The 23,684-nt window shown below is 45.4% G+C and carries 14 protein-coding genes and 1 tRNA gene; 12 read left to right on the plus strand and 3 right to left on the minus strand.

From position 1 onward, the window contains the following. Positions 1–39: 39 nt before the first annotated feature. The 4 genes from ACGHVY_RS22415 to ACGHVY_RS22430 are packed head-to-tail and all read left to right on the plus strand — an operon-like array spanning position 40 to position 7,509. Positions 40–1,278: a rhamnogalacturonan acetylesterase gene (locus ACGHVY_RS22415; RefSeq protein ID WP_390601690.1), complete on the plus strand. Its 1,239-nt coding sequence runs from the start codon at positions 40–42 to the stop codon at positions 1,276–1,278. 28 nt (positions 1,279–1,306) lie between these two features. After that, a complete protein-coding gene (locus tag ACGHVY_RS22420) occupies positions 1,307–3,832 on the plus strand; it encodes a glycosyl hydrolase 115 family protein (protein WP_390601692.1) in 2,526 nt (841 codons plus the stop codon). A gap of 21 nt (positions 3,833–3,853) precedes the next feature. Beyond that, positions 3,854–6,688, plus strand: coding sequence for a glycoside hydrolase family 2 TIM barrel-domain containing protein (locus ACGHVY_RS22425; RefSeq protein ID WP_390601694.1), 2,835 nt, complete (start codon positions 3,854–3,856; stop codon positions 6,686–6,688). A gap of 56 nt (positions 6,689–6,744) precedes the next feature. Beyond that, the gene (locus ACGHVY_RS22430; RefSeq protein ID WP_390601696.1) at positions 6,745–7,509 is read left to right on the plus strand and encodes a hypothetical protein; all 765 of its coding nucleotides are present in this window, start codon (positions 6,745–6,747) and stop codon (positions 7,507–7,509) included. A gap of 118 nt (positions 7,510–7,627) precedes the next feature. On the opposite strand, the gene ACGHVY_RS22435 is transcribed toward ACGHVY_RS22430, so the two are convergent. Then, complete coding sequence (locus ACGHVY_RS22435) at positions 7,628–7,900, minus strand: HU family DNA-binding protein (RefSeq protein ID WP_022136564.1); 273 nt, start codon at positions 7,898–7,900, stop codon at positions 7,628–7,630. 221 nt (positions 7,901–8,121) lie between these two features. Here ACGHVY_RS22435 and ACGHVY_RS22440 point away from each other — a divergent pair, with 221 nt between their 5' ends. The 5 genes from ACGHVY_RS22440 to secDF all read left to right on the plus strand — a co-directional run bounded on the left by ACGHVY_RS22440 (position 8,122) and on the right by secDF (position 16,068). After that, the gene (locus tag ACGHVY_RS22440; protein WP_390602066.1) at positions 8,122–8,796 is read left to right on the plus strand and encodes a rhomboid family intramembrane serine protease; all 675 of its coding nucleotides are present in this window, start codon (positions 8,122–8,124) and stop codon (positions 8,794–8,796) included. Next, a complete protein-coding gene (locus ACGHVY_RS22445; RefSeq protein WP_390601698.1) occupies positions 8,777–9,682 on the plus strand; it encodes a rhomboid family intramembrane serine protease in 906 nt (301 codons plus the stop codon). The genes ACGHVY_RS22440 and ACGHVY_RS22445 overlap by 20 nt, the downstream gene beginning before the upstream one ends. Positions 9,683–9,686: 4 nt before the next feature. Continuing rightward, entirely contained in the window at positions 9,687–10,772 is a 1,086-nt protein-coding gene (locus tag ACGHVY_RS22450; RefSeq protein WP_308747125.1) for an endonuclease/exonuclease/phosphatase family protein, read from the plus strand. A 31-nt stretch (positions 10,773–10,803) separates the two neighbouring features. Continuing rightward, positions 10,804–12,888, plus strand: coding sequence for a M3 family metallopeptidase (locus ACGHVY_RS22455; RefSeq protein ID WP_390602067.1), 2,085 nt, complete (start codon positions 10,804–10,806; stop codon positions 12,886–12,888). A 165-nt stretch (positions 12,889–13,053) separates the two neighbouring features. Beyond that, complete coding sequence (secDF, locus tag ACGHVY_RS22460; protein WP_308747126.1) at positions 13,054–16,068, plus strand: protein translocase subunit SecDF; 3,015 nt, start codon at positions 13,054–13,056, stop codon at positions 16,066–16,068. A gap of 177 nt (positions 16,069–16,245) precedes the next feature. Here secDF and ACGHVY_RS22465 read toward each other — a convergent pair. Continuing rightward, positions 16,246–16,317, minus strand: a tRNA-Arg gene (locus ACGHVY_RS22465). Between the two features lie 203 nt (positions 16,318–16,520). Here ACGHVY_RS22465 and ACGHVY_RS22470 point away from each other — a divergent pair. From ACGHVY_RS22470 to ACGHVY_RS22480, 3 genes are all read left to right on the plus strand, one after another. After that, entirely contained in the window at positions 16,521–18,371 is a 1,851-nt protein-coding gene (locus ACGHVY_RS22470; RefSeq protein ID WP_390601700.1) for a 2-oxoacid:acceptor oxidoreductase subunit alpha, read from the plus strand. 3 nt (positions 18,372–18,374) lie between these two features. Further along, positions 18,375–19,385, plus strand: coding sequence for a 2-oxoacid:ferredoxin oxidoreductase subunit beta (locus ACGHVY_RS22475; RefSeq protein ID WP_308747128.1), 1,011 nt, complete (start codon positions 18,375–18,377; stop codon positions 19,383–19,385). 463 nt (positions 19,386–19,848) lie between these two features. Further along, entirely contained in the window at positions 19,849–21,054 is a 1,206-nt protein-coding gene (locus ACGHVY_RS22480) for an ATP-binding protein (RefSeq protein WP_390601702.1), read from the plus strand. Positions 21,055–21,193: 139 nt separating this feature from the next. Here the strand turns inward: ACGHVY_RS22480 and ACGHVY_RS22485 are convergent, their stop codons facing one another. Then, a complete protein-coding gene (locus ACGHVY_RS22485) occupies positions 21,194–23,647 on the minus strand; it encodes a glycoside hydrolase family 3 C-terminal domain-containing protein (RefSeq protein WP_390601704.1) in 2,454 nt (817 codons plus the stop codon). Positions 23,648–23,684: the final 37 nt, after the last annotated feature.

The raw sequence follows: 23,684 nt of genomic DNA on the forward strand, positions 1-23,684 counted from the left end.
CTGGAAATCTCACTCTAACACATTTTAATTTTACCGGAAATGAAAACAACTTTGATGAGCCTTTTACTACTGGCATCAGTCAGTATGAAAGGACAGAATTTACCACAGACTTTCAATTTGGCCGACGCCCCGCGCTACTCGGAAAAGACCGGATACGGATACGACCGTGTGGATACACCGAAAAAAGATAGCAACGCTCCTTTTTACTTCTCCGTACGTGTGCCTGACGGGAATTATCGTGTCACGGTACGCTTGGGAAGCAAGAAGCAAGCGGGAAATACCACCGTACGTGCAGAATCACGCCGGTTGTTCGTAGAAAACCTGCCTACTAAAAAAGGCGAGTTTATAGAAGAGACGTTTATCGTCAACAAGCGCAGTCCGCGCATCTCCGCCAAAGAATCCGTGAAAATCAAGGAACGCGAAAAGAGCAAACTGGACTGGGACGACCGGCTGACTATCGAAATCAACGGGGATGCTCCTGTTTGCGAAAGCATCCGTGTGGAAGCTGCCGACGCTTCTGTCCCTACCATTTTCTTATGCGGAAACAGTACGGTAGTAGACCAGGAGAACGAACCTTGGGCTAGCTGGGGACAAATGATTCCCCGTTTCTTCAACTCTGAGATAGCTATCGCCAATTATGCCGAAAGCGGCGAAAGCGCCAATACGTTCATTGCCGCAAAGCGTCTCAAGAAAGCGCTTTCAATCATGAAGAAAGGAGATTACCTGCTGGTGGAATTCGGTCATAACGACCAGAAGCAGAAAGGGCCCGGCAAAGGCGCTTATTACTCTTTCATGACAAATCTGAAAACATTTATCGACGAGGTACGCGCCAAAGGCGGGCAACCGGTACTGGTTACCCCGACACGCCGCCGCAAGTTCGACAAGGAAGGGCGTACCGTCAATACACACGGTGAATATCCTGACGCAGTACGCTGGATTGCGGCAAAGGAGAATGTTCCTTTGATAGAATTGAATGATATGACTGGAACACTTTATGAAGCATTGGGCGAAAATGAATCGAAAAAGGCTTTCGTTCACTATCCGATGGGAAGTTTCCCCGGACAAAAGAAGAAATTGGAAGACAATACTCACTTCAATCCCTACGGTGCGTATCAGATAGCCAAATGCGTGATTGAAGGCATGAAGAAGGCAACACCTGAACTGGTGAAATACCTGAAAACGGATATTTCTTACGACCCCGCCAAGCCGGATGACATAGCAGGCTTCCACTGGTGTCCGGCTCCTTTCTGCGAAATGGAAAAACCCGACGGAAATTAATCGTATTATAATCATAAAAACTAATATCATGCTTTTACGTTCTTTCTTACTAATCATCGTTTTTGTATGTAGTCAGATTGTACGCAGTAACGACTTCGTTTGGTACAATGGAAAACAGGCTATATCTTATGCCCTGCCCCAGTCTACCGCCCCAGTTGTAAAAATAGCTATCGACATGTTCAAAGAGGACATGAAACAGGTGACGGGACTTGCGCCGGAACAGAGTTCCGCGTCCAAGGCAACTGTCCGCATCATACAACTGGACAAGGCAGACAAGAAACTCCAAAAGGAGTTGCGCGGACTCAACATTCCCGTTGATGCTATCGCAGCTAAAAAAGACGGATTTTATATCACAGTAGCCGGCAAACAACTGTTTGTCGTAGGCAGCGACGGCAGAGGAACCGCCTACGGAATACTCGAACTGTCACGTCTGGCAGGCGTGTCTCCCTGGGTATGGTGGGGGGACGTGACTCCCGAAAAACGGAACCGGCTTACCATCGCCAACGATTATCAGACTTTCCAAAGCCCGTCTGTCGAATATCGCGGAATCTTCCTGAATGACGAGGACTGGTCTTTGCAGCCCTGGAGCTGGAAGACTTTTGAACCGTCCACTATCAAAGGACGCATCGGAGCCCGCACTTACAAGGAAATCTTCAAGCTATTGCTCCGTCTGCGTGCCAACGCAATATGGCCGGGCATGCACGGCATCACGACTCCTTTCTATTTCGTGCCGGGCGCCAAGGAAATGGCGGACAGTTGCGGCATCGCCATCGGTACTTCGCACTGCGAACCCCTGATGCGTAACAACGTAGGAGAATGGAGTGAGAAGCGGCGCGGCGCCTACAACTATATCACCAACCGTGATTCCGTACAGGCTTACTGGATAGAACGCCTGAAAGAAGCCGGCAAATATGAGAATATGTACACTATCGGCATGCGCGGAATCCACGACGGACATATGGAAGGAGTAAGCACGATGGAAGAAAAGGTCAGCGCACTGCAACAGGTTATCAACGACCAGCGCAAATTACTGGCTAAATACACGAATCCTGATGTCACGAAAGTTCCGCAGGTATTCGTGCCTTATAAAGAAGTGCTCCAAATTATGGAAAACGGTCTGCAGGTCCCCGAAGACGTGACACTGATGTGGTGTGACGACAACTACGGCTATATGACACGCCTGAGCGACGAAGAGCAGCAGAAGCGCAGCGGTGGAGCCGGTGTGTATTACCACCTGAGCTACTGGGGACGTCCGCACGACTATATGTGGTTGTGCACCACCCAACCGGGACTTATCTACAACGAAATGAAACAGGCATATGACCACAACGCCCGCCGGGTATGGATAGTCAACGTGCATGACTTGAAACCTTCGGCTTATAACCTCGAATTATTCCTGGATATGGCATGGGACATCAATTCCGTAACTCCTTCCACCCTGAACGAGCATCAGGAGAAATGGCTCTGCCGCGAGTTCGGCGAGCAGGCAGGCAAGAAGCTGTTCCCCGCCATGCATGAGTTCTACCGCCTTTGCGGTATCCGCAAACCGGAACATATGGGATGGACACAGGTCGAACTGGACAAGAAAAGATACCCCAGAGGACGTTCGCAAGTGATTGATACCGAATTCAGCCTGACCGAATTCGGTGGAGAGCTCGACCGCTATATGGAGTCTTACGAAGCCGTCAAAAAGACGGTTAAGGAAGTGGAAGCAATGATTGCCCCCGAACGGAAAGACGCTTTCTTCTCGCATATCAAATACCAGGTATTCGGCGCCGCCGCCATGAGCACCAAAATGCTGGAAGCGCAACGTGCCCGTTCTTATGCTATGGGACAGTGTGACGAATCCCTTTGGGGACGCGACAAGGCGATGTTCTCCGCCTGTGCGAGAAGCATGAAGGCTTATCAGGAAATCAAGGAACTGACCGATTATTATAACAACGAAATGGCAGGCGGCAAATGGAAACATTCCATGTGTTTCTATCCGCGGGATTTATATGTATTCTACCCGCCGACTCTCCCAGTGGGACTGACGGACAAGGAAGTAGACAAATACTTGACTGAAAACCCGAAGAAATCCGCTCCCCATAAGATTAAAACAGATAAGTGCATTGCCTCCAACGCCTGTAATTATACAACAGCCTCAGAAGGAGCTACTCCGGTACAGGCGTTGGGACACAGCATGAATGCTGTAGCCCTGCCCAAAGGCGGCTCACTGACCTTCGAGTTCGACTGCCCGTGGGAAGGAGAAGCTCTCCTGCGAACGGCAGTCATACCGACCCAGCCGAACGACAAGGGGGATATCCGTTTCAGTGTCAGCATAGACGGCGGAAAGCCGCAGGTTCTCTCTTTCCGCGAAAAAGGACGTAGCGAGACATGGAAACGCAACGTACTGCGCGGACAGGCCATAAAGGAGACTAAACATTCCCTCAAAAAAGGTAAACATACGCTGACTATCACCGCACTGGACAAACATGTGGTAATAGACCAATGGATGCTCGACTTCAAGCCGAACCGTAAGTTTTACGTATTCCCCATCGAAGGGAGCAAATAACTAATACCCGACAGACTTAATATGATAACAAGAAGAATAAAACAACTCTTTATCGGCATCGGTTGCCTATGGGCAACTGCGATAAATGCACAAAACACAGAGACTCTGTATCTGTCCGGAACAGGATTGGGAAAGACCGTCACCTGGGATTTCTATTGTTCCGCAGGGATGAACAGCGGCAAATGGAGCAAGATAGAAGTACCCTCGCAATGGGAGTTGCAAGGGTTCGGAGAATATACATTCGGACGTTTCTACCTGGATAAAACAGCCAAGCCCAGTGATGAGAACGGACTGTACCGCTACAAATTCAAAGTACCTGCCGGCTGGAAAGACAAGCAGGTCAGCATCGTCTTCGAAGGGGTGATGACGGATACGGAAGTGAAGATAAACAACCAGCTTGCAGGAGAGATTCACCAAGGCGGTTTTATCAGCTTCAATTACGACATCACCGACAAGCTCAGATTCGGTAAAAGCAATGAGCTGGAAGTGAAAGTGTGGAAAGAATCGGCCAACAAGTCGGTAAATGCAGCGGAACGCAGGGCGGACTGGTGGCTGTTCGGCGGTATCTACCGTCCGGTCTATCTGAAAGCCGTACCCAAAACACATATCGAACGTATCGCCGTAAATGCGGCAGCCGACGGCAAGCTCTCAACGGAAGTTCATTTGAACAATCTTTCGGACGGATATTTCATAGCTACCTCACTGACTCCGGTAGGAGAAAACAAAGCTATCGGAAAGCAGATAAGCGAATTGGGAACTGGCAACGTACAAACGATTTCAACCCGTTGGGAAGGTATCCGTACATGGGACTGTGAGCACCCCAACCTCTATACGTTGCGGTTGGAACTGTTCGACAGCCGGAAGCAGCCTGTACATGTGCACGAAGAACGAATCGGATTCCGCACCGTTGAATTCCGTCCTAAGGATGGTATTTATGTCAACGGGACAAAAGTGGTAATGAAAGGTATTAACCGCCATAGTTTCCATCCCGACGGCGGACGTACTACCAATAAGGACATCAGTCTGCAGGATGCACTGCTTATCAAGGAGATGAATATGAATGCTGTCCGTTCGCACTATCCGCCCGACAAGCATTTTCTGGATATGTGCGACTCTCTGGGACTTTTCTATCTGAATGAGTTCCCCGGCTGGCATGGAAGATATGATGAGAAAGTCGGAGATAAGTTGCTGAAGGATATGATAGCTCATGACGTGAACCATCCCTGCATCTTCTTATGGAGCAACGGCAACGAAGGCGGCTGGAACAAGAAACTGGACGCACGCTTTAGCGACTATGACCCGCAGAAGCGTCATGTCATCCACCCGTGGGCGGATTTCAACCAACTGGATACCCACCATTATCCCGCCTATCAGACGGGAACCGCTCGACTTGCCAACGGATACAATGTCTTTATGCCGACCGAATTTCTGCATGGACAATATGACAAAGGATTGGGTGCAGGACTGGAAGATTATTGGAGCAACTACTCTTCCAATCCTTTATTCGCCGGCGGCTTCCTATGGACTTTCATTGATGAAGCCGTTTCACGCAGTGACAAAGGGGGCATCCTTGATTCCGACGGTCCGAACGGCCCGGACGGTATCGTAGGCCCCAGACGGGAAAAAGAAGGCAGTTTCTATACAGTCCGTGAAGTATGGGCGCCTATTCAATTCAAGAATCTGTTTATTACTCCCTCTTTCAAGGGAGAGTTTATGGTAAGCAATACATATCTGTTCACGAACCTGCGGGAATGTAATATGAAGTATCGACTTTATGCCACTCCTTCGCCACTAAAAGGTGGCGAACGTTCACTGCTGAATGAAGGAACGGTCGGCCTGCCCGCCATCGACCCGGGAGAAACAGGGAAAGCGCGTATGTCGTTACCTGCAAACTTCTTCCAGGGTGACGTGTTGGAACTGGAAGCTTACGACAGGACAGGCAAGATTATCTGTAACTGGACATGGCCGATAAAATATGCCGAAGAATATTTTGAGACCCAACGCACGCAAACGATGTCCGCAACTGCGGTACAGATAAGAAAAGAGAATGAAAACATTACTCTTTCAGCCAATAACATCTCGGCTACTTTCAACGGTAAGGACGGGGCTTTAGTCGAAATTAAACGTAATAAACAGGTTATCCCGCTGAATAACGGTCCGTTGCCAGTAGGCATTAAAGCCGATTTCAAAAAGGGTGAGACACGGATGGACGGTAACGATGCCCTTTTCATTGTGAAATACACGGGAGCCGTCGATTCTATCGTCTGGCGTATGACAGCGGACGGCTTGCTGGGAATGGACGCGATTCTGCTGAACCGTGGCACCGGCGGCGGATACAAAGGCGAGTTCTTCGATAAAAACATCTATTACCTGGGATTCAGTTTTTCTTTCCCAGAAAAAGAGGTGAAAGGTATGCGCTGGTTCGGACGCGGCCCGTACCGCGTTTGGAAAAACCGTATAAAAGGGACTAATTATAATATTTGGGAAAAGGAATACAATAATACCGTTACCGGAGAAAGTTTCGAGAAACTGGTATATCCGGAGTTCAAAGGGTATCACGGCAATCTGTATTGGGCGACCCTGGAATCGGACAAAGTACCTTTCACCGTGTATTCGGAAACAGACGGTTTGTATTTCCGGGTATTTACACCCGAGGAACCGAAACATCGCAGGGACGGAGAAAACAGCATGCATGGTTTCCCGGAAGGTGACCTTTCGTTCTTGTATGATATTCCCGCCATACGGTCATTCAAATCAATCGCCGAACATGGTCCGAAAAGCCAACCAAGCACCATTCGTATCAAATCGGGCGACGACGGGCTGCACATGAAACTTTGGTTTGATTTCCGCCACTAAGAAGTTTCCGACTGATTGAATCAACAAATAAACTCTAATTAATAATAGAAATAGCCATGAAAAAAGTACTATTAACGCTGGCATTAGTTGCCACAGCTTCATTAAGCAATGCTCAAGTATTAAGAAACAACTTCCTCAACGGATGCACTGAGGGAGAACCTATCGAAAAAGCGGCATATACCGCAAAGAAAGCACCGCTCAATAAGGATGTATGGAGCGCCGCTTTCAGTGAGAAAGAACCTTATACTGGCGAAAGTCCTGTTGCCGGCAAAGAGATGTCTTACAAGGGATACAATGAGAAAGGGCTTTCCATCACTCTGGGCGGACTGCCGGAAGGCACTAATTTCCGTCCCAGCATTTACGGATTGGAATCAGGAAGAACTTATTCTTCCGGCACTTATTATCTGTCATTCCTTGTAAATTTCTCCAAATTCAAAGCGAAAGGAAATATAGATTTCATATCCACTATTACTAATCATACTGTCGGAATAAGCCGCGGCTTTGTATTTGCATCCAATCAAGGCAACAAACTTAAATTCGGAGTAGGCATACACAAGCAACGTGCCGCAACCACAACAACTTACGACCTAAACACCACGCATCTGGTTGTCCTGAAAATCGACTTCGACAAGGGACAGGCTTCTTTATTTATCGACCCTGAACTGAAAGATAAAGAACCCGCAGCGAACGCGGTAGCTACTGAAGAAGGTGTCTTAAAGGCAGGTATTAAAGGAATCATGTTCAAAAACCGTAATAACTACGCAGGAAACATAGGAAACTTCCGCTTTACGGATAGTTGGGCAGGAGTAATCGGAAAATAATAATACCGATATTTATAGGCTGGAGCAGACATACTGCTCCAGCAGTATATAAGTCTCAATAAAAAAAGCGGGTTTCTTTATAAGAGCCCGCTTTTCTAATTTCTTTCAACTATATATCTTATTCAACAGCTGCAGACAATTCAGCACCAGCTTTAAACTTAGCTACTTTCTTTGCAGGAATAGTGATAGTTGCCTTTGTAGAAGGGTTAATACCAGTTCTTTCAGCTCTTTCGCTTACAGAGAAAGTACCAAAACCAACGAGTGATACTTTTTCGCCAGCTTTCATAGCATTAGTAACTGAAGTGATGAAAGCATCAAGTGCTTTTTTTGCATCGGCTTTGCTCATTTGAGATTCAGCAGCCATTGCACTAATAAGTTCAGACTTATTCATAATACGTAAAATGATTAATTAATATATATGTTACACAAAAGATTATCCCTCAAGGAATTGATTTCACAAATATAGCCGAACAAAACAACATATCAAATAAAAACATAAAAAAAACGCAGCAAATTATTGAAAAAGAGCTAATAGGAAGTCATTTTCATGCTTTAAAACAGAATTTATTCGTACTTTTGCGACTATTATCTAAATATTCAGAATTTAAAATGATGCCAACTGTAACTAAAAACCTGATAATTATCAATGTACTGGCGTTTTTCGGTACACTTGTCGCCCAACGATACGGTATAGACTTAACGAATTATCTGGGATTACATTTCTTCCTCGCAAGTGATTTCAATCCGGCACAGCTCATTACATATATGTTCATGCACGGCGGATTCAGCCACATTTTCTTTAATATGTTTGCCGTCTTCATGTTCGGGCCGATTCTCGAACAAACTTGGGGGCCCAAACGTTTCCTGCTTTACTATATACTTTGCGGTATCGGTGCGGGACTTATACAGGAAGGGGTGCAGTATATCCAGTATGTTACCGAACTCAGCCATTATGCACAAGTGAACATAGGCTCTGCCGTCATCCCCATGGAACAGTATCTGAACATGATGACCACCGTAGGGGCTTCGGGAGCTGTTTACGCCATATTGCTGGCATTCGGTATGCTGTTTCCTGACAATCGCCTGTTCATCTTTCCACTGCCCTTCCCTATCAAAGCGAAATTCTTTGTTATCGGATATGCCGCAATCGAATTATGGGCGGGACTTGCCAATAGTGCCGGAGATAATGTCGCTCACTTCGCCCATTTGGGAGGAATGTTGTTCGGACTGATTCTGATTTTGTATTGGAGAAAAAAAAGCAATAACAATGGGACATATTATAGCTGATTTGAAAGAGACATTCAGAAGAGGAAATATTTTCATCCAACTGATTTATATCAACGTCGGTATTTTTGTTATCGGGACGTTGGTTAATGTTTTCCTGCAATTATTTGCATTTAATACCCCTGATATATTCGGCATATTTGCCCTGCCGGCTTCTTTTATAGTTTTTATTCACCAGCCATGGTCGCTGTTCACCTATATGTTCATGCATGCCGGTATCCTGCATATCCTGTTCAATATGCTTTGGCTGTACTGGTTCGGAAGCCTGTTTCTCTACTTTTTCTCGGCAAAGCATCTGAGAGGGCTGTACGTACTGGGCGGTATCTGCGGCGGTTTGCTGTATATGATTGCCTATAATGTATTTCCTTTATTCAGTTCGCAAGTGGTGGGTTCCACATTAGTCGGGGCATCGGCATCCGTATTGGCTATCGTAGCAGCTACGGCCTACCGTGAACCAAACTACCGGGTACAGCTCTTTCTGTTCGGCGCTATCCGTCTCAAATACCTGGCGTTAGTCGTTATCGGCATCGATGTACTATCCATCACTTCAAGCAACGCCGGCGGACATATCGCCCACTTAGGCGGTGCCCTTGCCGGACTTTGGTTTGCCGCAAGCCTGAGCAAAGGAGCCGATTTAACTTCCTGGATTAACCGGATTCTGGATGGCTTCGTATCCCTGTTCCAAAAGAAGACATGGAAACGTAAACCGAAAATGAAAGTGCACTACGGTGGCGGTGCTACCAGTCGTGAGAAGGATTACGATTACAATGCCCACAAGAAAGCACAGTCGGACGAAGTTGACCGTATCCTGGAGAAGTTGAAGAAATCCGGTTACGACAGCCTGACAACAGAAGAAAAGAAAAGCTTGTTCGACGCAAGCAAAAGATAAAAGAATGGAGCATATTGGCAAAATTGTCGCATTTCTGATACTGGCTATCAACGCTTTCTTTGTGGGAACGTTGATACTCAGTGCATATAGCCCCTACCTCAGTCCTAAAGTAAACCCGCTTGCTTCCAGCCTCGGACTTGCGTTCCCGATATTTCTGACTGTCAACCTACTGTTTCTGGCATTCTGGGCATTCGTCAACTACCGCTATACGTTATTGCCCATTATCGGTTTCCTCGTTTGCCTTCCGCAAATACGGACTTATATTCCTTTCAATTCCACGACAAAAACGATACCGGAAGGAAGTATCAAGTTACTATCCTACAATGTTATGAGCTTCAGTAATCTGGAGAAGAAAAACGGGAAAAACCCGATTTTGTCCTATCTGGCAGACAGTAAAGCCGATATAATCTGCCTGCAGGAATATAATACATCCACCAATAAGAAGTTTCTGACAGAGCAGGATGTGAAAAAGGCATTGAAAGCATATCCTTACCAGTCCATCCTCCAACAGGGCAAAGGTGAGGTGCAACTTGCCTGCTTCTCCAAATTTCCCATACTTTCGGCACGCCCCATCAAGTACGAAAGCACTTATAACGGTTCCATGAGATATGTACTGAATGTAAACAACGATACGATAACATTGATAAACAACCATCTGGAATCCAACAAGCTCACCAAGGAAGACAGAGGAATCTACGAAGACATGATAAAAGACCCGAATGCGAAAAAAGTGAAAACCGGCCTCCGGCAACTGGTAAGGAAACTCGCGGAAGCATCGGCCATCCGTGCGTCACAAGCGGACTCCGTAGCCAAATATATAGCGGAAAGCAAATATCCGACCATTATTGCGTGCGGTGACTTCAACGACGGGTCCATCTCGTACACGCACCGTATCCTTACCCAAAAACTGGACGACGCATTTACTCACTCCGGCAAGGGACTGGGAATTTCCTATAACCAGAATATGTTCTATTTCCGAATCGACAATATCCTGATAAGCCCTGACCTGAAAGCCTATAACTGCACCGTAGACCGGTCTATCAAGGCTTCAGACCACTATCCTATCTGGTGCTATATCAGCAAACGATAAAAACTGTAAACTCTAATATAAAACACTTATGATGATAAAAAAAACACTAACCATTTTAGCAGTAAGTTGTATGATGTACTCCTGTGCTACGAAAACTGAAAGCAATCCTTTCTTTACAGAGTTTCAAACCGAGTATGGTGTCCCGCCTTTCGACAAGATTAAACTGGAACACTACGAACCTGCCTTCCTGAAAGGTATCGAGGAGCAGAAGCAAAACATAGAAGCTATCATCGAAAGCCCGGAAGTCCCGACTTTCGAGAATACAATTGTAGCCCTGGATAACAGCGCACCCATCCTTGACCGTGTAAGCGCTATTTTCTTCAATATGACAGATGCGGAGACAACCGACGCCCTCACTGAACTTTCCATGAAAATGGCTCCGGTTCTTTCGGAACACGAAGATAACATCTCCCTGAACGAGAAACTTTTCAAGCGTGTGAACGATGTGTACTTGCAGAAAGACTCATTGAACCTGACAACGGAACAGGCACGTCTGCTGGACAAAACCTACAAGAGATTTGTCCGTTCGGGAGCCAACCTCAGCGCAGAGAAGCAAGCCCGTCTCCGTGAAATCAACAAGGAGCTTTCCACACTCGGCATCACTTTCAGCAACAATGTGCTGAACGAGAATAACGCTTTCCAACTTTTCGTTGATAAAGAGGAAGATTTGGCCGGACTGCCCGAATGGTTCCGCCAAAGCGCAGCCGAAGAAGCAAAAGCAGCCGGACAACCGGGCAAATGGCTGTTTACCCTGCACAATGCCAGCCGCCTGCCTTTCCTGCAATACTCAGAAAACCGTCCGCTCCGCGAACAAATGTACAAAGCCTACATCAACCGGGGTAACAACAACAATGAAAACGATAATAAAGAGAATATCCGCAAAATCGTTTCTCTCCGTCTGGAAAAAGCAAACCTGTTAGGTTTCGACTGCTACGCCAACTTCGTTCTGGACGAAACAATGGCGAAGAACGCTACCAACGTTATGGAACTTCTGAACAATCTCTGGAGTTATGCACTGCCGAAAGCGAAAGCGGAAGCTGCTGAACTTCAGAAGTTGATGGACAAAGAAGGCAAAGGCGAAAAACTGGAAGCATGGGACTGGTGGTATTACACCGAGAAACTGCGGAAAGAGAAATACAACCTGTCCGAAGAAGATACAAAACCCTACTTCAAACTGGAAAATGTACGCGAAGGCGCATTTGCCGTAGCCAACAAGCTATACGGCATCACCTTGACCAAGCTCGAAGGTATCCCGACCTATCATCCTGACGTAGAAGTCTTTGAAGTGAAAGACGCAGACGGATCACAACTCGGAATCTTCTATGTAGACTATTTCCCGCGCGCCGGAAAAAGCGGCGGCGCATGGATGAGCAACTACCGTGAGCAACAGGGAGCAACCCGTCCGTTAGTATGCAACGTTTGCAGCTTTACCAAACCGGTAGGCGACACTCCTTCTTTACTGACAATGGACGAAGTAGAGACATTGTTTCACGAATTCGGCCACGGTCTGCACGGTCTGCTGACAAAATGTGAATACAAGGGAACATCCGGTACAAACGTAGTGCGCGACTTTGTAGAACTTCCTTCCCAAATCAACGAGCATTGGGCTACCGAACCGGAAGTACTGAAAATGTATGCCAAACACTACCAGACAGGAGAAGTCATTCCCGATAAAATCATCGAAAAGATACTGGAGCAAAAGACCTTCAACCAAGGTTTCATGACAACCGAACTGCTGGCCGCCGCCATCCTCGACATGAACTTGCACACCATAACAGATGTAAAGAATATAGACATACTTTCATTCGAAAAAGAAGCCATGGACAAGCTCGGTCTTATCCCCGAAATAGCACCCCGCTACCGTGTCACTTACTTCAACCATATCATTGGCGGATACGCTGCCGGATACTATAGTTACCTATGGGCGAATGTACTGGACAACGATGCTTTCGAAGCCTTTAAAGAACATGGAATTTTTGATAAGAATACCGCCGGCCTGTTCCGCTACAACGTATTGGAGAAGGGAGACAGCGAAGACCCGATGGTACTTTACAAGAATTTCCGTGGAGCAGAACCGAGCCTGGAACCGCTACTGAAAAACAGAGGGATGAAATAATTCGGCAAAAAAGCCCTTAAACATCAAATATTTGAGGGCTTCTTACATATAAATGTGAAAAAAAAACTATATTTGCAGCCTTGTATACGGCAAAAAGAACTTGTGTACGACAGAATTTAACTGAAAATTAAATTAAAAAAGTAATCATCATAAATTAAAAGTAAAATGCAAAACAAAGGATTTGTAAAGGTTTTTGCGGTATTACTCACGCTGGTATGCGTGTTCTACCTCTCCTTCTCCTTCGTAACACGCCACTATACCAACAAGGCGAAAGAAATTGCGAACGGCGACCCGAAAGTAGAACAGGACTACCTCGACTCTCTCTCCAACGAGAAAGTAATGCTGTGGAACTGGACACTGAAACAATGTCGTGAGATGGAGATTAGTTTAGGCTTGGACCTAAAAGGTGGTATGAACGTTATCCTTGAAGTTTCCGTACCGGATGTTATCAAAGCGCTGGCTGACAACAAACCGGATGAAGCTTTCAACAACGCATTGGCAACAGCAGCAAAACAGGCTGTCAACAGTCAGGATGATATCATCACCCTGTTTGTAAGAGAATACCACAAAATTGCTCCGGACGCAAAACTTTCCGAACTCTTCGCAACACAACAGTTGAAAGACAAAATCAACCAGAAATCATCGGATGCCGAAGTTGAAAAAGTACTGAGAACAGAAGTGAAAGCGGCTGTTGAGAACTCATTCAACGTACTCCGTACCCGTATCGACCGTTTTGGTGTTGTTCAGCCGAACATCCAGAGCCTGGAAGACAAAATGGGACGCATCATGGTGGAACTTCCGGGTATCAAAGAGCCGGAACGTGTGAGAAAACTTCTCCAAGGTTCTGCCAACCTGGAATTCTGGGAAACTTATACAGCTAAAGAAGTTCTTCCTGCCATACAATCTGCAGACGCTAAATTGCGTGCAGTATTGGCTGAAACAACAACTGCTGATGCAGATACCATCGAAGCTGCAGTGCTCACAGAAGCTACTCCGGCTGAGACAAAAACGGTAAGTGCTGCCGACAGCCTTGCTGCCGCACTGAAAGGTGACGCAACTGCCGAAGACAAGTCTGCCACAAACCTGGAAGAAATCAAAAAGCAATACCCTTTGCTCTCTATTCTCCAGTTGAACTCCAGCGGACAGGGTCCTGTTGTAGGTTATGCCAACTACAAAGACACTGCCGACATCAACAAATACCTGGCTATGCCGGAAGTCAAAGCTGAACTGCCTAAAGACCTTAGTCTGAAATGGGGTGTATCTGCCGCTGACTTTGACAAGAAAAAACAGACATTCGAACTGTATGCCATCAAAGTGACAGAACGCAACGGCAAAGCTCCGTTGGAAGGTGATGTTGTCACAGATGCAAAAGACGAATTCAACCAATACAGCAAACCGGTAGTTACCATGGCTATGAACAATGACGGTGCACGTCGTTGGGCACAGTTGACCAAACAGAACATCGGCCGCGCTATTGCTATCGTATTGGATAATTATGTATATTCCGCACCGAATGTAAATACAGAAATTACCGGCGGACGCTCTGAAATCTCCGGAAACTTCACTCCGGAACAGACCAAAGACTTGGCAAACGTATTGAAATCAGGTAAGATGCCGGCTCCGGCCCATATCGTGCAGGAAGATATCGTTGGTCCGTCACTGGGTCAGGAATCTATCAACGCAGGTATTTTCTCATTCGTTGTAGCACTGATTCTGTTGATGATCTATATGTGCTCCATGTACGGATTCATCCCGGGTATGGTTGCCAACTGCGCATTAATCCTCAACTTCTTCTTCACGCTGGGTATTCTTTCGTCCTTCCAGGCCGCACTGACAATGTCCGGTATTGCCGGTATGGTGTTGTCACTGGGTATGGCAGTGGATGCAAATGTACTTATCTATGAACGTACCAAAGAAGAGCTTCGTGCAGGCAAGGGAGTGAAGAAAGCACTTGCCGACGGTTATTCCAATGCATTCTCGGCTATCTTCGACTCTAACTTGACGTCTATCATCACAGGTATCATCCTGTTCAACTTCGGTACCGGTCCGATTCGTGGTTTTGCTACGACTCTGATTATCGGTATCCTCGTGTCCTTCTTTACTGCCGTGTTCATGACTCGTATCGTTTACGAACACTTCATGAATAAAGACAAGTGGTTGAACCTGACATTTACTACCAAGATTTCAAAGAACCTGATGACCAATACACATTTCGACTTCATGGGAACCAATAAGAAATCCATGATTATCGTAGGTGCCATCATCATCGTTTGTATCGGTTCGTTCGCTATCCGCGGTTTAAGCCAAAGCATCGACTTCACCGGTGGACGTAACTTCAAGGTACAGTTCGAAAACCCGGTTGAACCGGAACAAGTACGCGAACTGATTTCCAGCAAGTTCGGCGACGCCAACGTAAGTGTCATCGCTATCGGTACAGACAAGAAAACAGTGCGTATCAGTACAAACTACCGCATCGAAGATGAAGGCAACAATGTAGACTCGGAAATCGAAGCATATCTGTACGAGACTTTGAAACCGGTATTGACTCAGAACATTACATTGGAAACTTTCATTGACCGCGACAATCACACAGGTGGTAGTATCGTAAGTTCGCAGAAAGTAGGTCCGAGTATCGCAGACGATATCAAGACAGGTGCTATCTACTCTGTAGTATTGGCATTGATTGCAATCGGCTTATACATCTTAATCCGTTTCCGCAATATCGCATACAGTATCGGTTCTATCGTAGCTTTGAGTTGTGACACCATTATGATTATCGGTGCTTACTCACTGTTCTGGGGTATCCTGCCGTTCTCTCTGGAAATTGACCAGACATTCATCGGTGCTATCCTGACAGCTATCGGTTACTCTATTAATGACAAGGTGGTTATCTTCGACCGTGTGCGCGAGTTCTTCGGCTTGTACCCGAAACGTGACAAACGCGTATTGTTCAACGACTCTCTGAACACCACACTGGCCCGTACCATTAATACATCATTGAGTACATTGATCGTGTTGCTGTGTATCTTCATCCTCGGTGGTGATTCAATCCGCAGCTTCGCATTCGCAATGATTCTTGGTGTGGTTATCGGCACATTGTCTTCACTGTTCATTGCATCTCCGATTGCATACAACATGATGAAGAACAAAAAAGTCGTAGTACCTGCTACGGAAGAATGATAAAGCCCAGAAATAAAAAAAGCCTCTTCCGAATATCCGGAGGAGGCTTTTTTCTATTGATTATTAAAACAAATAGAAGCTATAAGACGTTAATCTTAAAAGAAGCCATTGTAAAACTTAAAACTTGATACAGTATGAAAGCCTACAACACAACTTCCCATAGATTCTTCTTTGTAGTAGCCCCGAGGGGAATCGAACCCCTATCTAAAGTTTAGGAAACTTCTATTCTATCCGTTGAACTACAAGGCCGCTGTAAATTTGCTTGCAAAGATAACGGTTTCTGTTGATTTAACAAGAATAAAAATGCAGGTTCCTCTGATATATTTCAAATATTTAGCGTCAATAGGGCAATAAAGTACGTTTTATTTTGATAATTCGATTAACTTTCCGACCTTTGCGTTCACAAATTGAAAGTAAAAACAGTTTTTAAATTAAATATAGTAATTAAAGTTATGGCAGACGAAATGATGGTTAAAGAATTGGAGGAAGTCGTAGTACGTTTCTCCGGCGACTCCGGCGATGGTATGCAGCTAGCCGGCAACATCTTCTCGAACGTGTCGGCTACGGTAGGAAATGACATCTGTACATTTCCCGACTACCCGGCAGACATCCGCGCCCCGCAAGGTTCGCTGACCGGTGTTTCCGGTTTCCAGGTTCACATCGGTGCCGGACAAGTTTACACTCCCGGAGACCGTTGCCACGTATTGGTAGCAATGAACCCTTCCGCATTGAAAACACAAATCAAATTCTGTAAACCGCAAGGACTTATCATCACCGACTCCGACTCATTTGAAGCCAGAGATTTGGAAAAGGCACAATTCAAGACCGACAATCCTTTTGAAGAATTAGGCGTGAAACAAGAAGTGCTAGAGGTTCCCATCTCTTCCATGTGCAAAGAAAGCCTGAAAGACTCAGGACTAGACAATAAATCAGTTCTCCGTTGCAAGAATATGTTTGCACTCGGACTGGTTTGCTGGTTGTTCAACCGTAACCTGTCGGCAGCCGAAAAAATGCTGCGCGAGAAATTCGCCAAGAAACCCGAAATAGCAGAAGCCAATATCAAGGTATTGAATGACGGTTTCAACTACGGAGCCAACACGCACGCATCTGTCTCTACTTATAAGATTGAAAGCAAAGCTCCGAAATCAAAAGGGCTTTATACAGATATTAATGGTAATAAGGCAACTGCCTACGGATTGATTGCCGCTGCCGAGAAAGCAGGATTGGAACTCTACCTGGGTTCTTACCCTATCACTCCGGCTACCGATATTCTGCACGAGTTAGCCAAGCATAAATCACTGGGTGTAAAAACCGTACAGTGTGAAGACGAAATCGCAGGTTGTGCATCTGCCGTCGGTGCCGCTTTTGCCGGTGCTTTAGCAGTGACTACGACTTCCGGCCCCGGTGTTTGCCTGAAGAGTGAGGCTATGAACCTTGCTGTTATCGGCGAACTTCCATTAGTGATTGTCAACGTACAGCGTGGCGGCCCGTCCACCGGTCTTCCCACTAAATCGGAACAGACAGACTTGTTGCAGGCCCTTTACGGACGTAACGGTGAAAGCCCAATGCCTGTCATTGCCGCAACATCACCGACCAACTGTTTCGACGCTGCCTATATGGCATGTAAAATTGCCTTGGAACACATGACTCCGGTTGTATTGCTGACCGATGCTTTCGTAGCCAACGGTTCTGCCGCATGGAAACTTCCTAACCTGAACGAATATCCGGCCATCAACCCGCCGTATGTAACTCCAGACATGGCAGGCAACTGGACTCCGTACCAACGCAACGAAGAAACAGGCGTACGCTATTGGGCTACTCCGGGAACAGAAGGTTTCATGCATCGTATTGGCGGTCTTGAAAAGAGTAACGATACAGGCGCTATCTCTACCGAACCCGAAAACCACAACAAAATGGTTCACCTTCGCCAAGCCAAAGTGGACAAGATTGCGGACTATATCCCCGAACTCGAAGTATTGGGTGATGAAGACGCAGACTTACTGATTGTAGGCTGGGGCGGTACTTACGGACATCTCCGCCTGGCTATGGACTATATGCGCGAACATGGAAAGAAAGTGGCTTTCGCTCACTTCCAATACATCAACCCGCTGCCGAAGAACACTGCCGATGTGCTGCGTAAATATAAGAAAATCGTGGTAGCTGAACAGAATCTGGGACAATTCGCAGGTTACTTGCGCATGAAAGTGCCCGGACTGAACATCAGCCAGTTCAACCAGGTGAAAGGACAGCCTTTCGTCACGAGAGAATTGATAGATGCATTCACTAAATTATTGGAGGAATAAAAGATGAGCGATAAAGTATATACCGTACAAGATTATAAATCAGGTCAGCCTCGCTGGTGTCCGGGATGCGGTGACCACGCTTTCCTGAATTCACTGCACAAAGCCATGGCCGAACTGGGAACAGCTCCGCACGATATTGCCGTAATTTCGGGTATCGGTTGTTCTTCCCGTCTGCCTTATTATGTAAATACATATGGTTTCCACACCATCCACGGACGTGCTGCCGCTATTGCGACAGGCGCCAAAGTAGCTAATCCCAATCTGACCATCTGGCAGATTTCCGGTGACGGTGACGGCCTGGCAATCGGTGGTAACCACTTCATCCATGCATTACGCCGTAATATCGACTTGAATATGATTCTGTTGAACAACCGTATCTACGGTCTGACAAAAGGACAATATTCACCGACTTCGGAACGCGGACTTGTAACCAAGTCTTCTCCTTACGGAACTGTGGAAGACCCCTTCCGTCCCGCTGAACTGGCATTCGGCGCCCGCGGACGCTTCTTTGCACGCTGTATTGCAGTAGATGGCGCCGCTTCTGTAGAAGTATTGAAAGCAGCAGCCAACCATAAAGGTGCTTCTGTTGTAGAAGTCCTGCAAAACTGCGTTATCTTCAACGATGGAACTCACGCCAGCGTTGCCACCAAAGAAGGACGTGCCAAGAATGCTATCTATCTGGAACATGGCAAACCGATGTTGTTCGGTGAGAACAAAGAGTTCGGATTGATGCAGGAAGGCTTCGGGCTGAAAGTAGTGAAACTTGGCGAGAACGGTATCACAGAAAAAGATATCCTTATCCACGACGCACACTGCCAGGACAATACGCTTCAATTGAAACTGGCTTTGATGGAAGGTCCCGACTTCCCGATTGCACTCGGTGTAATCCGTGATGTAGACGCTCCGACGTACAATGATGCAGTTACAGAACAAATAGAAGAAATCAAAGGCAAAAAGAAATATCACAATTTCCAGGAGCTGTTGATGACTAATGAGACTTGGGAAGTGAAGTAATTCACTGTCTACAATAAAATAAAAGATGGAGAAAGAGGCTCAGTTCCCTTTCTCCATCTTTTTTATACTTTGAAACTCATTACTATATCTTTGGATAAGTATAAGGACAAGTAATCTACTTTTTAGTATTCTCCCCAACCTCCCAGTGAAACCATCCGTTTCTCGGTTTGAAAGTAATTACGAAATAGCTTTACTAATCATGTTCAATTGTGAAAGCAGGAAACATCAATTAATAATTCATTAGCGTACCGAAGTAAACAGAACCATATACTGAACTTACTCAAGTCTCCTACATCATTTCACTGAGTGTAATACTTATCTTGGTCAATTCTACTACTAAATAATAAAAGTAAGTTTGAAGTATGATTAAAACATTTCATTAAATCCACGAAAGTTTGAAGTATAATTAAAACTTTTCCGTATATTCGCAAGAGTTTAAAGTATAATTAAAACTTTCAGGCACATGAACTTCCCTCGAATCCTCAAAAAAAGAAAAGGTTATATTGACCGAATAAAACCTTTTATGCAAAAATCAGTAGCCAAGGTGTTAACAGGGCAACGCCGTGTAGGCAAAAGTTTCCTCCTTTACCAACTTATTGAAGAAATTTTAGCAGAAGAACCAGATGCGAATATTATCTATATCAATCTTGAAGATTTTGCATTCAGTTCCTTACAAACAGCAGAAGATTTACACTCGTACATCATTTCTCATAGCAAAGAAAAAGCTAAGAATTATATCTTTATCGATGAAATACAAGATATTCCCGGATTTGAAAAAGTCATCCGTTCGCTCCTGCTCAATGAAGATAATGATATATACATTACAGGTAGTAACGCCAAGATGCTTTCAGGAGAACTCGCCACTTATTTAAGTGGCAGATATATCGAATTCAAAATATATAGTCTCTCCTATTCTGAGTTTCTTGAATTCCACGGATTAACTGAAAGTGAAACGAGTTACGAATTATATAGCCGTTATGGCGGACTTCCCTATTTATTAAATCTACCTCTCGAAGATGAAACAGTCAATGAATATTTGAAGAGTGTATATTCCACGATTGTATTTCGTGATGTTGTCAGTAGATACAAGTTACGCAATACTTTGTTCCTTGAGAAACTGATTCAATTTTTATCTGAAAACATAGGCAATCTCTTCTCGGCAAAGAATATCAGTGATTATTTAAAATCACAACATACCACCATATCAGTTAACCAAATACAAAACTATACAGAATATTTAAACAATGCTTTCCTTATCCACCGGGTAGAGCGGTATGATTTAATTGGGAAACGCGTATTTGAGATAGGAGAGAAATATTATTTCGAAAATATGGGAATCCGAAACATTGTCATCGGATATCGCATAACAGACAAAGCTAAAATATTGGAAAATCTAGTGTATAACCACCTTTTATACAAAGGTTACGATATTAAGGTTGGCTATTACGGAGATAAGGAAATTGATTTTATCGGAGAAAAGAATGGAGAAAAACTATATATACAGGTCGCTTTAAAAATAGATAGCGACAAGACAGCAGAAAGGGAATTTGGAAACCTGCTAAAGATACAGGATAACTATCCCAAAATAGTGATAACAGAAGATACATTCAACGGAAATAGCTATGAGGGTATACGTCATTGTCCTATACGCCAGTTCTTAATGGAGTAAACCATACGATTTACGAAAAATAAATGCAGCACACCAAAGGCAATTTGATTTCCGACGGAAGCCCGATGGTGTGCTGCATTTACATTTAAGTCAAGTCATCTATAACTCATTATTATGCCATTCATGCAGAAATTGCATACTACCATCCAACCGTAACTTTCAGAGGCAAACGATTGGAAGCCGGGCCGGCAAGAATCTCAAACTCGCCTTTTTCCACTACAAAGCGGTGCTGATTCATATCGTAATAAGCGAATGCCTCCTCATTCAGCACTACAGAAACCCTCTTCTTCTCCCCTATCTTCAAAAAGACCTTTTCATAACCTTTTAGTTCCTTCAAAGGACGGGGAACAGAGGATTGTACATCATGCACATACACCTGTGCCACTTCCGAGGCATCCATCTTGCCTGTATTCTCTATATCAAAGCTAACTGTAACCTGATATTCACCCGTTTTCTCCGCAGCCATATTACTATAAGCAAAAGTAGTATAGGACAAACCGTAGCCAAACGGATAGAAAGGTTCTTTTCCCGAACGGTCATATCCACGATAACCGACAAAGACACCTTCGGAGTAATCTACACGCTTAATCTCAGCTTTCAAATTCTCATAATAACTGTCGTGCACCGGATTATCTTCCCATTTCTTTTCGATAGAAATCGGTAACTTACCGCTTGGAGAAATCTTACCAGTCAGGATTTCAGCTATCGCCTGACCGCCTTCCTGTCCTGGATACCAGGCCATAAGAATAGCTTTCGCAGCATCATACCAGTTGGTGAAATCCACACCGCCACCGGCATTCAGCACAACCACGACATTGGGATGCATAGACGCAATCTTCTTGATAAACAATTCCTGATAGCGGAGCAAGGCAAACGGACGGTCAAAGCCTTCGCCTTCCGTGTTACTGTTGAAGCCTGTACAGAATACTACATTGTCTACTTTAGCTAGTCCTTGACGAAGTTTATCCTCATTAAGGCTATAAGCGTTGAAACGGATAATTGCTGAAGAAATATTATCGAAGAATTCAATCCGGAAATGGTATTCCTTACCGCCCTCAACAGGAAGTTCAACTTCACGGCTGGAATAAGAATGATTACCCCAGTCGCCTGTAATATGCTTGTCGTTCACAAACAAACGGTAACCGTCATCACCACCGATGTGGAGTTTCAACTGGCCGTCTGCCTGTGGGACATAACAGGCTGTCCAACGGACCGAAAAGGCATCCGTCGGAAAACCGTCCAACGGTGCGCCATAGCCCCAATCATAATCAACAGAGGATTCCGTGCGTACAACTTCCGGCTGTCCCGAAAGCGTCTTGTTCTTGAAGTATTCAGCCTTGAAGCCTTTCACCTCACGATTGGCGTCAGTATAAAACTCATTAACAATATCTTCATAAATCACATCATCCGTCAATAATACCAGATTCTTTTTCTTCAGTTCCTTCAAGCCTTGAGCCACTGAGACGGTAGAAAAAGGAGTGACAAAACCACTGCCGCCACCGGTAGGTATCAAATCTGCATTAGGACCCATTACGGCCGTTTTTCCTTTCAGCGGGAGCAGGTTAGCTTCATTCTTCAACAATACCACACCTTCGCGTGCCAACTCTAAAGCAGTCTGGCGGGAGAATGGATTATCCAACGGAATATTACTGTCTTTCTGTTCCTTATCCAATATTCCATAAGCTATTAAAGTCTGCAGGATATGTTGTACTTTCAGGTTAATGGTTTCTTCGGTCACCGTGCCCATTTTGATGGCGGGGATAAGATTGTCGGCATTCATGAAACGCCCCTTCGGCATTTCGAGGTCAAGTCCGGCGTTAGCCGCTCCGATGGCGGAATATACCGAGGTCCAGTCCGACATCAGAATACCTTTGAAGCCCCAAAGATTGCGCAAGACATCAATATTCAGCCATTTATGTTCAGTGGCATGGACACCGTTCAGGAGATTGTAGCTGTTCATTACAGCACTCACGTTCGCTTCCTGTACAGCCTTGCGGAAAACCGGAAAATAAATTTCATGCAAAGTACGCTCGTCTATGTCCGAACTCGCATGATGGCGGCTCCACTCCTGATTGTTGGCAGCAAAATGCTTGATAGTAGCAATGACCCCTTCAGATTGTACACCTAGAATATATTGCTTGGCGGCTTCACCAGCCAGATAAGGGTCTTCCCCCATATATTCGTAATTACGTCCGCACAATGGAGAACGATAAATATTTACGCCCGGACCAAGCAGTATATGAACGCCTCTTGCCTTGGCGTCCTGCCCCAGACCTTGGCCTAACTTATAAAGCAACTCCCGGTTCCAGGTGGAAGCAGACAGGATACCGGACGGATAAAGGGTACTCTTCGGGGCATGATTGCGGATTCCTTGTGGCCCGTCCGCCAACTTGATTTCAGGGATTCCCAAACGGGGTATGGCACGCAGAGAAAAGCTGGTATATCCGGAGATATAAGCTATTTTCTCTTGCAAAGTCATTTTGGATACAATCTCTTTTGCACGTTGTTCCGCTTGGGGAGTAATGGTCTGTGCACAAGTCAGGATGCTGCATGCAAGCATGCATAGACTTATGATACCTATTTTCTTTTTCATGGTGGTATGTGTAATATAAAATGTGTCAAAAACCAAT

Source organism: Bacteroides sp. f07 (genome assembly GCF_042854785.1).
Classification (GTDB): Bacteria; Bacteroidota; Bacteroidia; order Bacteroidales; family Bacteroidaceae; genus Bacteroides.

Bases quoted from the DNA above. Each gene is read 5' to 3' on its own strand.
- ACGHVY_RS22480 (WP_390601702.1), top strand. From the start codon at position 19,849: ATGAACTTCCCTCGAATCCTCAAAAAAAGAAAAGGTTATATTGACCGA.
- ACGHVY_RS22475 (WP_308747128.1), top strand. From the start codon at position 18,375: ATGAGCGATAAAGTATATACCGTACAAGATTATAAATCAGGTCAGCCT.
- ACGHVY_RS22435 (WP_022136564.1), bottom strand. From the start codon at position 7,900: ATGAATAAGTCTGAACTTATTAGTGCAATGGCTGCTGAATCTCAAATG.
- ACGHVY_RS22420 (WP_390601692.1), top strand. From the start codon at position 1,307: ATGCTTTTACGTTCTTTCTTACTAATCATCGTTTTTGTATGTAGTCAG.
- ACGHVY_RS22440 (WP_390602066.1), top strand. From the start codon at position 8,122: ATGCCAACTGTAACTAAAAACCTGATAATTATCAATGTACTGGCGTTT.
- ACGHVY_RS22450 (WP_308747125.1), top strand. From the start codon at position 9,687: ATGGAGCATATTGGCAAAATTGTCGCATTTCTGATACTGGCTATCAAC.
- ACGHVY_RS22425 (WP_390601694.1), top strand. From the start codon at position 3,854: ATGATAACAAGAAGAATAAAACAACTCTTTATCGGCATCGGTTGCCTA.
- ACGHVY_RS22485 (WP_390601704.1), bottom strand. From the start codon at position 23,647: ATGAAAAAGAAAATAGGTATCATAAGTCTATGCATGCTTGCATGCAGC.
- ACGHVY_RS22445 (WP_390601698.1), top strand. From the start codon at position 8,777: ATGGGACATATTATAGCTGATTTGAAAGAGACATTCAGAAGAGGAAAT.
- ACGHVY_RS22455 (WP_390602067.1), top strand. From the start codon at position 10,804: ATGATAAAAAAAACACTAACCATTTTAGCAGTAAGTTGTATGATGTAC.
- secDF (WP_308747126.1), top strand. From the start codon at position 13,054: ATGCAAAACAAAGGATTTGTAAAGGTTTTTGCGGTATTACTCACGCTG.
- ACGHVY_RS22430 (WP_390601696.1), top strand. From the start codon at position 6,745: ATGAAAAAAGTACTATTAACGCTGGCATTAGTTGCCACAGCTTCATTA.
- ACGHVY_RS22415 (WP_390601690.1), top strand. From the start codon at position 40: ATGAAAACAACTTTGATGAGCCTTTTACTACTGGCATCAGTCAGTATG.
- ACGHVY_RS22470 (WP_390601700.1), top strand. From the start codon at position 16,521: ATGGCAGACGAAATGATGGTTAAAGAATTGGAGGAAGTCGTAGTACGT.